Origin of the sequence: Janthinobacterium sp. SUN211, assembly GCF_030587315.1 — a bacterium.
Lineage (GTDB): Bacteria > Pseudomonadota > Gammaproteobacteria > Burkholderiales > Burkholderiaceae_D > Janthinobacterium > Janthinobacterium kumbetense.
Genome location: NZ_JAPWIC010000002.1, coordinates 1,104,047 through 1,116,699, shown reverse-complemented (window position 1 = coordinate 1,116,699; position 12,653 = coordinate 1,104,047). Strand labels below are relative to the sequence as shown.

The following is a 12,653-nucleotide window of genomic DNA, read 5'->3' as shown; positions in this document are numbered from 1 at the left end:
TCTACATGGCCACAGGGTATTAGCCTAGTCCGGTTGCCGCGGCACCGGACCAGGCGGCTCTATCATCAGTGCAGCTGCTTGTAGATTTCTTCTGCCAGCTGCGTGGAAATCCCCTCCACCGACATCAGGTCCTCGACGCTGGCGTCGACCACGCCGCGCAAGCCGCCAAAGCGCGACAGCAGCTTCTGGCGGCGCTTGGCGCCGATGCCCTCGATCTCTTCCAGGCGCGACGTCTGGCGCGTCTTGGCCCGCTTGGCGCGCATGCCCGTGATGGCGAAGCGGTGCGCCTCGTCGCGGATTTGCGCGATCAGCATCAGGGCCGCCGATTCCTTGCCCAGTTCCTGGGCCGCGCGGCCATCGACGAACAGCAGGGTTTCCAGGCCCACCTTGCGCCCTTCCCCCTTGGCCACGCCGACAATCAAGCTGATATCGAGTCCCAGCTCGGCGAACACCTGGCGCGCCATTTCGATCTGCCCCTTGCCGCCGTCGATCAAGACCACGTCGGGCATCACGCCATCGCCATTCGCCACTTTCTCGTAGCGGCGCATCAGGACCTGGCGCATGGCCGCGTAATCGTCGCCGGGGGTGATGTCGTTGATGTTGTAGCGCCGGTATTCGCCGTTCTGCATGGCGTGGTGGTGGAATACGACGCACGACGCCTGCGTCGCCTCGCCCTGCGTGTGGCTGATGTCGAAGCACTCCACGCGCAGGCTGTCGAGGTCTTCCGTTTCCAGGCGCAGCGCCTCGGCCAGCGCGCGCGTGCGCGACTGCTGCGAGCCCTGCTCCGACAACAATCGCGCCAGCGAAATCTCGGCGCCCTTTTGCGCCATCTCAAGCCATTGGCGGCGCTGCCCCTGCGGCTGGAAGATCAGGTTGATGCGGTGGCCGCACTGCTCCATCAGCGCCACCATCAGGGCTGGCTGGTCGAATTCGATATTCAGGATCAGGGTGCCGGGAATGAATTTTTCCGTGTAGTGCTGCGCCAGGAAGGCGGCCAGCACTTCCACCTCGATCGGTTCCTCGGCAATGGCCGCCGCATCGCTGAGCTGGCTGGGGAAGTAGGCGCGGTCGCCCAGGTGGCGTCCGCCGCGCACCATGGCCAGGTTGACGCAGGCGCGCCCACCCTGCACCAGCACGGCGAGGATGTCGACATCGGCGTCGCCCGTCGTTTCCATGCTTTGCTGGTGCAGCACGCGCGACAGCGAGGCGATCTGGTTGCGCACCACCACGGCTTGCTCGAATTTCAGCTCGGCGGCAAACGCGTGCATCTTCTTTTCCAGGTCGGCCATCACCTCGCTCTGGCGTCCGCGCAGGAAGCGCGCCGCATTTTCCACGTCGTTCTTATAGTCTTCCTTGCTGATCAGGTCCACGCACGGCGCGCTGCAGCGGCCGATCTGGTGCAGCAGGCAGGGCCGCGTGCGGTTGGCGTACACGCTGTCCTCGCAGGTGCGGATCAAAAACACCTTTTGCAGGATCTGCATCGATTCCTTGACGGCCCAGGAACTGGGGAACGGCCCGAAATACTGGTTTTTCTTGTCCACCGCACCCCGGTAATACACCATGCGCGGCGCATCGCCATTGGTGATCTTCAGGTACGGGTACGATTTGTCGTCGCGGAACAGGATGTTGTAGCGCGGTTGCAGCGCCTTGATCAGGTTGTTTTCCAGGATCAAGGCTTCCGCTTCGCTGTGCGTGACGGTCGTTTCCAGGCGCGCAATGCGCTCGACCATCATGGCGATGCGGGGACTGGCCAGGTTCTTCTGGAAATAGCTGGAGACGCGCTTTTTCAGGTCGCGCGCCTTGCCGACGTACAGCACCTTGTCGGCGGCGTCGAAATAGCGGTACACGCCGGGCAAATTCGGCAGCTTGGCGACGGTGGCCAGCACCTGCGCGCGCGGGTCGGGCGGCGTTTCCGCCAAGGAAGATTCTGGGCTTGCTTCGGTCATTGCTGGCTCATTGCGCACTTATGGCGCACTTATAGTTACCCTGCTTGTTCCACGATCACGAACGCGACCGCATATTCTTCTTCATCGCTGATGGTCACTTGCGCGCTCAGGCGGTGCTTTTCCATGAACTCGGCCAGCACGCCGCTGCAGACGATCATCGGCTTGCCGCTGGGATGGTTCAGCATCTGCGCGGCGGGCCAGGTCATCGGCATGCGCAAGCCCAGGCCGATGGCCTTGGAAAACGCCTCTTTCGCCGCGAAGCGCGTGGCGAGGAAACGCACGCCGCGCACGGCATTCTTGGCGCTGCGGACACGGAACTTTTCCAGCTCCTGCGGTCCCAGTATCTTTTTCGCGAAACGCTCGCCGTGGCGCGCCAGGGCCGCCTCGATGCGGGGAATCTTGCAGATATCGGTACCGATGCCGTAGATCATGCTGCCTCCTTTGAGCGCGCTTATGCCTTGCCGGCGATGCGCGTGGCCACCATGATAGCCTTCATTTCGCGTACGGCATTTTCCCAGCCGACAAACACGGCGTGCGCGACGATGGCGTGGCCGATGTTCAGCTCGGCAATATCGGGAATGGCGGCGATCGCTTGCACGTTGGTGTAATGCAAGCCGTGGCCCGCGTTGACCTTCAAGCCGCGGCCCACGCCGAACAGCACGCCCGCCTTGATGCGTTCCAGCTCGGCCAGCTGCTCGGCGCCTTGCGTATCGGCATAGCGGCCCGTGTGCAGCTCGATCACGGGCGCACCCAGCTCGGCGGCAGCGGCGATCTGTTGCTCATCGGCATCGATGAACAGGCTTACGCGGATGCCCTCGCCTTGCAGCTGCTTCACGGCCGCCTGCACTTCCTTGAAGTAGCGCACCACGTCCAGGCCCCCCTCAGTCGTCACTTCCGTGCGCTTTTCCGGCACCAGGCACACGTCCGCCGGCTTGATGCGGCAGGCGAAGTCGATCATCTCGGCCGTGACGGCCGCTTCCAGGTTCATGCGCGTGAGCAATTGCGGGGCGATGGCGATCACGTCCGCATCCTTGATGTGACGGCGGTCTTCGCGCAGATGCAGGGTGATGGCGTCGGCGCCCGCCTGCTCGGCCAGCAGGGCCGCGCGGATCGGGTCCGGGTACGCGGTGCCGCGCGCATTGCGCAAGGTGGCCACGTGGTCGATATTGACGCCCAGGTCGATGACGGGGCCGGAAGGCTGCAAAAAGCTCATAGTGATGGTATCCGTAAAGTGCTGTCCTGCTGCAAACCGCAGCTACAGCTGCATTAAATCGATCAGTATCTGGCGCGTATTCAAGGTGGCGCCGCCCAGTTGATGGGCCAGCAGGAAGCGCATCAGCAGCTTGCTTTGCGCCTGCGTGGCCGCGTCAAGATAATCTTCGCGCTCCATGTCGAGCAGGGTCTTGCCCGTGATCCTGGGCCAGGCATCGCTGGCGCGCGCCGGGCGCGGCCCCCGTTCCGGGTCGACCACGTACACCTGCCCCGCATCGACGGCCTGGCGCGTGCCGGTGCAGCGCGTCAGGTCGGCCGCCACGCCCGTTTCCTTGAGCAGGGCGCGCTCGAACTTGCGCAGCACGATGGGCGGCGGCTCATTGTGCGCCAGTTGATTCAAGGTGGCAACGTAGTGGTCGAACAGGACGGGATGCGGATCGTCGCGCGCGAGCAATTTAACCAGCAATTCGTTCAAATAGAAGCCGCACAGCAAGGCGGTCTTTTCCAGCGGCAACATACCGCCCACCCATTCGGCGCCCGTCAAGATGCGCAGCTCGGACTTGCCCGTCCAGCCCGCCTGCAGGGGCTGGAACGTCTGCAGCACGCCGCGCAACTGCGAATGGGGCCGCTTGGCGCCCTTGGCGACAAGCGCGATGCGGCCGTATTCGCGTGTAAACACGTCGACGATGAGGCTGGTTTCTTTATGCGGATAGCTGTGCAGCACGAAGGCTGGCTGGCCCGTGATGCGTCCGTCGCGCGCGGGCGGACGGCTGCGCCGCGGCGCGGCAGGAGTGACAGGAGCTGCGGCCGGCGGCGCGATGGCCGCCGGCGCGGGGACAGGTGCGGATGCAGCAGATGAAGCTGGCGCAAGATCGTGCAGCGCTGGCGTGGTGGTGCTCATGCGTGTGGCGTCGCCCCCGGGTTGCGGATTACTCGTAGCCGTAGGCGCGCAAGCCCGCCTCGTTGTCGGCCCAGCCCGATTTGACCTTGACCCAGATTTCCAGGTACACGGGGCCGCCGAACAGCTTTTCCATGTCCAGGCGGGCCTGGGTGGAGACTTCCTTCAGGCGCGCGCCCTTGTTGCCGATAATCATGGACTTGTGCGTATCGCGCTCGACCAGGATGGCGGCAAACACGCGGCGCAGATCGCCTTCCTGCTCGAATTTCTCGATCAGCACGGTGCTCGTGTACGGCAGTTCGTCGCCGACGAAGCGGAACAGTTTTTCGCGCACGATTTCCGAGGCGAGGAATTTCTCGCTGCGGTCCGTGATGTCGTCCGGTCCAAAGATCGGCTGGTTTTCCGGCAGGAAACGCTTGATCTCGTCCTGCAAGCCTTCCAGCTGGAAGTGCAGCTTGGCGGACACAGGCACGATGGCGGCGAAGTCGCGCATGGCGGCGATCTTTTGCGCGAACGGCAGCAGCACGGCCTTGTCCTTCACGCGGTCCGATTTATTGATGACGAGGATGCACGGCACTTCCTTCGGCAGCAGATCCATCACTTGCTGGTCGGCCGGGCCGAAGGTGCCCGCCTCGATCACATACAAGATCACGTCCGAGGAAATCAGGGTGTTGGTGACGGTCTTGTTGAGCGTCTTGTTCAGCGCGTTCGAGTGGCGCGTCTGGAAGCCCGGCGTGTCGACGTAGATGAATTGCGCGTCCGGCACCGTCTGGATGCCCGTGATGCGGTGGCGCGTCGTTTGCGCCTTGCGCGAAGTGATGCTGACCTTCGCGCCGATCAGCACGTTCATCAGGGTCGATTTGCCCACGTTCGGGCGGCCCACGATGGCGATATAGCCACAGCGGAAGTTGTCGGGCATTTTGGTGGCTGTCATGCTAGTGTCGATTCTGTTTAGTGTGAGCGGCGATCGCCGGGGCAGCTGGGGCTGCCGCGTCGTCGCTCTGGATGGTGGCAATGCCGGCCAGCTTGAGCTGGGCGGCGCGCGGTTTCGGCTTGCGGCTGGCGGCTGGCGACTTCAACAGCGCCTGCTCGGCCACGTCGAGCGCCAGTTTGGCGGCGGCTTGCTCACCGGCGCGGCGGCTTCCGCCACGGCCGTAGACCTGGATGTTCAATTTCGGCACCAGGCATTCGATCTCGAATTCCTGGCTGTGGGCGGCGCCGTGGGTAGCCACCACGTTGTATTGTGGCAGCGAAATTTTCTTGCTTTGCAAAAACTCCTGCAGCAGGGTCTTGGCATCCTTGCCCAGGGTTTGCGGATCGACCGAGTCGAGGATGGGGATGTAGAACGCGCGGATCACCGTGCTGGCGGCGTCGAAGCCCGTGTCGAGGAAAATCGCGCCCAGCAAGGCTTCCAGGGTGTCGGCGAGGATGGAGGGACGGCGGAAACCACCCGATTTCAGCTCGCCTTCGCCCAGGCGCAGGAATTGCGACAGTTCCAGCTTTTGCGCGATTTCATACAGCGACTGCTGCTTCACCAGATTCGCGCGCAGGCGCGACAGGTCGCCCTCGTCGATGGACTTGAAGCGCTCGTATAGGATGGAAGCGACCACGCAGTTGAGGATGGAGTCGCCGAGGAATTCCAGCCGCTCGTTATGCAAACTGCTGTGGCTACGATGCGTCAAGGCTTGCTGCAACAGGCCAGCATCCTGGAACGTATAGCCTAAACGGGTTTGCAATAACTGAAGATTCATTGTTGTTTCTGTGTCATCTGAGTAATTCGGCTGGCCGCCGCGCGGGGAATCGGCGCGGCAGCCATAGGGACGGCTTAGTGTATGCCGCCCACGCGTTTCGGATTGCTGAAGTTCATCCACACCAGGAAAGCCTTGCCGACGATGTTCTCGTTCGGCACGAAGCCCCAGTAGCGGCTGTCCGCGCTATTGTCGCGGTTGTCGCCCATCATGAAGTAGTTGCCTGCTGGTACCACACAAGTGAAACCGTCTTCGTTGTAGTCGCACGACTCCTTGTGCGGGAAATCCTTCACTTCGCGCAAGTTCAACGTAGGAGCGGGCTCGTCGTTGAGGATGCGGTGGCTCACGCCCGTCAGGTTTTCTTCCAGCTGCTTGTGGTAAACGGTGCTTTCATCGTCCAAGTAGTCGTCCAGCGGCGTGTATTGCACTTCCTTGCCGTTGACCGTCAAACGCTTGTTTTCATAGGTGATTTTATCACCGGGCACACCGATCACGCGCTTGATATAGTCTTGCGACATATCTTTCGGGTACTTGAACACCATGACGTCGCCGCGCTGCGGATCGTTGACTTCAATGATGCGCTTGTTGACGATCGGCAAACGAATGCCATAAGTAAACTTGTTGACCAGGATCAAATCGCCCACCAGCAAGGTCGGCACCATCGAGCTCGACGGGATCTTGAATGGCTCGTACAGGAACGAGCGCAGGCAGAACACGAGGGCGATGACGGGGAAGAAGCTGCCCGAATATTCGACCCAGGTCGGCTGGCGCAACAGGGCCGCCTCGATGGTGGCGCGGCTGCCGCCCGCATCGGACTTGATGCCCTCGGCGGCCAGCTTGGACTGGCGCGCATCGAACTCGGCCAGGGCAAGGTCGGCCGCCTTGCGGCGCTGCTTGGACAGATAAAACACATCCAGGCACCAGACCAGGCCCGTCAACACCATCAGCACGAACAGGATTAAAGCGAAATTTCCTAAAATCACTTGCAGGTTCATGTATTAACCATCCACTTGTAAAATTGCCAGGAATGCTTCTTGCGGGATCTCCACGGAGCCCACTTGCTTCATGCGTTTCTTACCCGCTTTTTGTTTTTCCAGCAATTTTTTCTTGCGGCTGATGTCGCCGCCATAGCACTTGGCCAGCACGTTCTTGCGCAAGGCTTTCACGTTCTCGCGCGAAATGATGTTGGCGCCGATGGTCGCCTGGATGGCCACGTCGAACATCTGGCGCGGGATCAGTTCACGCATCTTGGCAGCCACCTGGCGGCCGCGGTACTGGCTGTTCGAACGGTGGACGATGATGGCCAGCGCATCGACTTTTTCGCTGTTGATCAGCATGTCGACCTTGACCACGTCGGCCGCGCGGTATTCCTTGAACTCGTAATCCATCGAGGCATAGCCGCGCGACGTCGATTTCAGGCGGTCGAAGAAGTCCAGCACGATCTCGGCCATCGGCATTTCATACACGAGCTTGACCTGGCGGCCGTGGTAGCTCATGTCCATCTGGATGCCGCGCTTGCCGATACACAGGGTGATCACGGAGCCCACGTATTCCTGCGGCATGTACAGATTGACCGTGACGATAGGCTCGCGCACTTCCTCGATGCGCGACGGATCGGGCATCTTCGACGGATTGTCGACGTTGATCATGGTGCCGTCGCGCTGGATCACTTCGTACACCACGGTAGGCGCCGTGGTGATCAGGTCCATGTCGAATTCGCGTTCGAGGCGTTCCTGCACGATTTCCATGTGCAGCAAGCCCAGGAAGCCGCAGCGGAAGCCGAAGCCCAGCGCCTGAGACACTTCCGGCTCGTACATCAGGGCCGCGTCGTTCAATTTCAGTTTTTCCAGCGAGTCGCGCAGCGCGTCGTACTGGTTCGCTTCCACGGGGAACAGGCCGGCGAACACTTGCGGCTGCACTTCCTTGAAGCCGGGCAATGGCGCGGCGGCAGGACGGTTGGCCAGGGTGACGGTATCGCCCACTTTCGCCGCTTTCAATTCCTTGATGCCGGCGATGATGAAGCCCACCTGGCCTGCCGACAATTGCGGCAAGGATTGCGAACGGGGCGAAAACACGCCGATGTCTTCCACCAGCTGCACCGAATCGGTGGCCATCAGGCGGATCTTGTCTTTCGGTTTCAGGGTGCCGTTGATGACGCGCACCAGCATGACCACGCCCACATAGGCGTCATACCAGGAATCGACGATCAGCGCCTGCAGCGGCGCATCGGGGTCGCCCTTCGGTGGCGGCACCTTGACGATCAATTGTTCGAGCACGTCCAGCACGCCGAAGCCCGTCTTGGCAGAGCAATGCACGGCGTCGCCCGCGTCGATGCCGATCACGTCTTCGATCTCGGCAATGGCGCTCGGAGGATCCGCGTTGGGCAAGTCGATCTTGTTCAGCACGGGCACCACTTCCACGCCCAGGTCCAGCGCCGTGTAGCAGTTGGCCACGGTTTGCGCTTCCACGCCTTGCGATGCGTCAACAACCAGCAGCGCGCCTTCGCACGCCGACAGCGAGCGCGACACTTCATAGCTGAAGTCGACGTGGCCTGGCGTATCGATCAGGTTCAGATTGTAGATCTGGCCATCGCGCGCCTTGTAGTGCAGGGCCGCCGTTTGCGCCTTGATGGTAATGCCGCGCTCGCGCTCCAGATCCATCGAATCGAGCACCTGCGCCTCCATCTCGCGGTCGGACAAGCCGCCGCACAATTGAATGATGCGGTCAGCCAGGGTCGATTTACCGTGGTCAATATGGGCGATGATGGAGAAATTGCGTATGTTGTTCATTAACTAATATAAGTGCGAAGTTGACGACACTGCTTTAACAGGAATCAGGGGAATCATGTCCGGGCCAAACAGGGCCAGAACCAGGCGCCCCACTCATGATGAAAAAAGCGCTCCGAGCAGGACATCTGCATGCCCAGGCGAGCGCTTTTGAAGCGACAGAAGCTGCTGCCTCGGACAGTAGCTTTTTCGACCTCCCCATTTTACCGGATTTCAGAGTAGAAAGCCCGTCTTATGAGGCCGGCACCGGGCCAAGCCGACATTTTCGGCTGTTTTCAGCACCAGAATGGTGCAATGCAGTGTCAATATTGGTATTTAAGCTACGTCAGGCAGCGCCGTACCGCTGCCTCATCGAGGAAATAATGGCATAGCTCGGGCTGCGCCAGGTCGCCAAACAGCACCGGCACCAGCTCGTCGAAACGGGCCAGCAGCGAGGCGTCAGGCGACGCATCGATATCGATCACGTCCACGGTGAATGGCTTTCCGGGCGCTTGCAGCAGGAGCAAGGCGTCCAGCATGTCCTGGCATAAATGGCAATAACTGCGGGAATAGAGGGTGAAGTGCATGAAGAAAAGGGAAAGGCATCCCGGCCGGGGCCGGGATGCGGATGGAATCAGAAACTTACCTGGCAGACGGACGCAGCGAAACGAATTGCGCCACGTCGCCACGGCGCACCAGCACGGCCGACGACTTTTTCGGATCGAGCTTGGCCACCAAGGCATTGAACTGCTTGGCATCTTTCACGGCAACGTTGTTCAATTGCAAGATCACGTCGCCAGGCTGCAGGCCGGCCAGGGCCGCCACGCCGTCGGCATCGTCGACCAGCACCCCCGCCTCGATCTTCAGCTCCTGCTTCTTCGCGGGCGGCACGTCGCTGACTTTCAATCCCAGCGCATTGACGGCTTGCGCTTCCGGCTCCTTGGCGCCCTTCTTCGCCGTTTTCTCGCTTTCCAGCTCGACGACGGTGACGGGAATATCCTGCTGCGCGCCCTTGCGCCAGACGGTGACCGTGGATTTGCCGTTGACGGCGGCGCCGCCTACCAGGCGCGGCAGGTCAGATGAACGCTCGATCTGCGCGCCGTTGAATTTCAGGATGATGTCGCCCGGCTTGATGCCCGCCTTGTCGGCCGGACCGCCCGGCTCCACCATCGACACTTGCGCACCCTTGGCGTTCGGCAAACCCAGCGATTCCGCCACGTCCTTGCTCACTTCGCCGATCTGCACGCCGATGCGTCCGCGCACGACTTTCCCCGTTTTTTTCAGCTGCTCGCCCACGCGCATGGCTTCATCGATGGGCACGGCAAACGAAATACCATTGTAGGCGCCGGACAAGGTGGCAATCTGCGAATTGATGCCGATCACCTCGCCGCGCATATTGATCAGCGGACCACCGGAGTTGCCGGGGTTGACGGCCACGTCACTCTGGATCAGGGGCAGGTAATCGCCCGTATCGCGTGACTTGGCGGAAATAATGCCGGCCGTCACCGTGTTTTCCAGGTTGAATGGCGAGCCGATGGCGATCACCCACTCGCCCACGCGGATCTTGTTCGAGTCGCCGATGGTCAGGCGCGGCAAGTTGGCGCCCTCGATTTTCAGCAGGGCCACGTCGGTGCGCGCATCGGCACCGATCACCTTGGCCTTGAATTCGCGCTTGTCCGTCAGGGTCACATACACTTCGTCGGCGCCGTCGACCACGTGGGCGTTGCTCAGCACGTAGCCATCGGCCGAAATGATGAAGCCGGAACCGACGCCGCGCTGCACTTCCTGCTCCTGCGGCACGGCGCGGCGGCCGCCGCGGGGCGCCTGCTGGCGCGGCGCGGGCATGGCGCCGCCAAAGAAGCGGCGCAGGAATTCCTGCATTTCCTGCTCATCCTGACCGCCCGCGCCAGCCCCGGCGCCGCCCATTTTCAGGCGTTCGGTGGTACGAATATTCACCACGGCCGGGCCGACGGCGTCGACCAGGTCCGAGAAATCAGGCAGTTTCACGGCCGGCACGGCGGCCTGCGCCTGTGGCGCCAGGCCCAGCATGGTGGGAGCAAGGAAGACGCCAGCCGTACCGAACAATAAGGCGGAAAGCGTCTTCACTGAAAACGACTTGCTGGCGGCACACATGTTTTTTTTCATGGAAAGGATCTTTTCGAGTATATAAACGGTTCAAAACGCGGATCAGGCGATTGCCTGCGCGCATGATTGGCCGTCATGACGGAAATCCAGGGGCAAACCCACCTGACAGCGCGCATGGCAAACAATGCAACAATATATCGCAAAAGCAAGATATTGCCTGCGCACAGTGTCAATCGTACGGAAGGCCAGTGTCAAGGGGGCGACGGGAAGGTTAAGCCAGGCATAAGATGGACGAGGCGCCCGCTAGCGCTGCGCCAGCGGCCCCGCCTCCAGCGGTTCGGCCACGCCAGGCGGCACGATGCCGGCGGCCAGCGGCGGCAGCGGTTCCGCCTGGGCAGCGGACTCTTCTGGTGCCGGCTCCGCGGCCAGACGGCTGGCCAGGCGCGCATCGAACTGGGCGCTCAGCGCATGGCCGTACTGCTCCGAGCGCAGCACCTCACCGATATGGCGATAGGCATCCCAGGCTTGCCGTCCCGATGGCGTATCGAGGGCGGCAAACGCCAGTTCGAGTTCGCTCGCCGCCAGCTCGCCATCGGCCAGCGCGGAAATAGTCTCGTGCAATCGTGTATGCGTATCCATGATGGGTCCTGCCATTTCAAGAGGATCGGTGCGGAAACCGGGCGCAGCCATGCCAACCTCATACTCTCCAGATTACCAGCGCTTGTCAATCGGCATGTCCAACAACGGTTTCAATTTCTCCGCAATCACTTCGCGCGCGCGAAAAATCCGGCTGCGCACGGTGCCGATGGGGCACGCCATGATCTCCGATATTTCTTCATAGCTCAGGCCCTCGATCTCGCGCAGCACGATGGCCGTGCGCAATTCGATGGGCAGCACATCCATGGCAGCATTGACGGTGGCGGCAATCTGCTTGCTGGCCAGCACCGATTCGGGCGTATTGTTGTCGCGCAATTTATTGCCGTCATCGAAAGACTCCGCCTGCTCGGCGTCGGCATCGCTGGATGTGGCGGCGCGCCGCCCCTGCGTGACGAGATAATTCTTGGCCGTATTGATGCCGATGCGGTACAGCCAGGTATAAAAGGCGGCCTCGCCGCGAAAATGGCGCAGCGCCCGGTATGCCTTGATAAAGGTTTCCTGCACCACATCTTCGGCCTCCGCCGGGTCATGCACGAGGCGCGACACCAGGCGCATCAAGCGGCGCTGATATTTCGATACCAGCACATCGAATGCCCGTTTGTCGCCAGCCTGCACCCGCTCGACCAGTAACTGATCATACTCGCGCTCTGTCCTCACGCCCGATGTCCCTGTAGTCATGCAACGTGGGCGCCTGTATGGATATAGAGTTGGCCCGCTGCAAGAAGTTCAGTGTTCGTCCCACTTTTATTCTTCCCTGTTCCGCGCCGCGATCGCCCGGCAAGCCACGGCCAGCGGGCGGAAGGCGGTGCAACTGCCGCCGCGCTGCACCAGCACCGCCGTGCGCCGTCCGGCGGCATCCGCCAGGCACAGCACCAGCAGCGACGGCCACAGGGTCGAGCCCGGCAACAGGCGCAGCCCCGGTGCCGCCACAGCCCCCGGCCCGTCCGGCTGCGCCAGCCCGGCAGCACCGGCGTCCGGCGCCGCGCCATGCTCCAGATATACCGCCAGCCGCAACTGCCCGACCGGCGAAATATCAAGCGCCAGCGGCTTTCTGCGCCGGCGCAGCAAAGCCAGCAAAAACACGCCGCCAGCCGCACTCAGCAAGGCACAGCTCCAGCCCAGCGCATAGCCGCCCACCAGCTGGCCGGACGCGGGCAGACTGCGCCAGAGACCGCTCAAGGGCCAGGCGGCCAGCACGGCGCACAGTCCCAGCACCGCTTGCAACAGGCGCAAACAGACAGGCGTGCGAATGACAGCCGCTACCGCGATCGACATAGTTCATGGGAGAAAAAAGGCGCGCCGGCACCATGCCGGGCAAATTCAGCCACCAACGAACGTTGGC

The 12,653-nt window shown here is 62.0% G+C and carries 13 protein-coding genes; all 13 read right to left on the bottom strand.

The genetic code is table 11. The annotated features are described in order from the left end of the window. Nucleotides 1-65: 65 nt before the first annotated feature. Nucleotides 66-1,946: an excinuclease ABC subunit UvrC gene (gene uvrC / locus O3301_RS10830; RefSeq protein WP_077406680.1), complete on the bottom strand. Its 1,881-nt coding sequence runs from the start codon at nt 1,944-1,946 to the stop codon at nt 66-68. A 35-nt stretch (nt 1,947-1,981) separates the two neighbouring features. Then, complete coding sequence (gene acpS / locus O3301_RS10825; protein WP_305056344.1) at nt 1,982-2,377, bottom strand: holo-ACP synthase; 396 nt, start codon at nt 2,375-2,377, stop codon at nt 1,982-1,984. 20 nt (nt 2,378-2,397) lie between these two features. Then, nucleotides 2,398-3,159: a pyridoxine 5'-phosphate synthase gene (gene pdxJ / locus O3301_RS10820; RefSeq protein ID WP_305056343.1), complete on the bottom strand. Its 762-nt coding sequence runs from the start codon at nt 3,157-3,159 to the stop codon at nt 2,398-2,400. A gap of 42 nt (nt 3,160-3,201) precedes the next feature. Next, entirely contained in the window at nt 3,202-4,059 is an 858-nt protein-coding gene (gene recO / locus O3301_RS10815; RefSeq protein ID WP_289910719.1) for a DNA repair protein RecO, read from the bottom strand. A gap of 28 nt (nt 4,060-4,087) precedes the next feature. Beyond that, a complete protein-coding gene (gene era, locus O3301_RS10810; RefSeq protein ID WP_099667265.1) occupies nt 4,088-4,990 on the bottom strand; it encodes a GTPase Era in 903 nt (300 codons plus the stop codon). Nucleotide 4,991: 1 nt separating this feature from the next. Beyond that, complete coding sequence (rnc, locus tag O3301_RS10805) at nt 4,992-5,807, bottom strand: ribonuclease III (protein ID WP_077406693.1); 816 nt, start codon at nt 5,805-5,807, stop codon at nt 4,992-4,994. A 74-nt stretch (nt 5,808-5,881) separates the two neighbouring features. Next, on the bottom strand, nt 5,882-6,799 hold the full coding sequence (gene lepB, locus O3301_RS10800) for a signal peptidase I (RefSeq protein ID WP_099667264.1): 918 nt from the start codon (nt 6,797-6,799) through the stop codon (nt 5,882-5,884). A 3-nt stretch (nt 6,800-6,802) separates the two neighbouring features. Then, nucleotides 6,803-8,593, bottom strand: coding sequence for a translation elongation factor 4 (gene lepA / locus O3301_RS10795; protein ID WP_034749621.1), 1,791 nt, complete (start codon nt 8,591-8,593; stop codon nt 6,803-6,805). A gap of 317 nt (nt 8,594-8,910) precedes the next feature. Continuing rightward, the gene (locus O3301_RS10790; protein WP_289904347.1) at nt 8,911-9,156 is read right to left on the bottom strand and encodes a glutaredoxin family protein; all 246 of its coding nucleotides are present in this window, start codon (nt 9,154-9,156) and stop codon (nt 8,911-8,913) included. Between the two features lie 55 nt (nt 9,157-9,211). Beyond that, nucleotides 9,212-10,714 (bottom strand): DegQ family serine endoprotease, encoded by a 1,503-nt coding sequence (locus tag O3301_RS10785; RefSeq protein WP_305056342.1) that lies wholly within the window; start codon nt 10,712-10,714, stop codon nt 9,212-9,214. A 243-nt stretch (nt 10,715-10,957) separates the two neighbouring features. Further along, on the bottom strand, nt 10,958-11,293 hold the full coding sequence (locus O3301_RS10780; protein WP_289910722.1) for a sigma-E factor negative regulatory protein: 336 nt from the start codon (nt 11,291-11,293) through the stop codon (nt 10,958-10,960). Between the two features lie 72 nt (nt 11,294-11,365). Then, nucleotides 11,366-11,989: an RNA polymerase sigma factor RpoE gene (gene rpoE, locus O3301_RS10775; protein ID WP_171985072.1), complete on the bottom strand. Its 624-nt coding sequence runs from the start codon at nt 11,987-11,989 to the stop codon at nt 11,366-11,368. A 66-nt stretch (nt 11,990-12,055) separates the two neighbouring features. After that, nucleotides 12,056-12,586: a hypothetical protein gene (locus tag O3301_RS10770; protein ID WP_305056341.1), complete on the bottom strand. Its 531-nt coding sequence runs from the start codon at nt 12,584-12,586 to the stop codon at nt 12,056-12,058. Between the last annotated feature and the right edge of the window lie 67 nt (nt 12,587-12,653).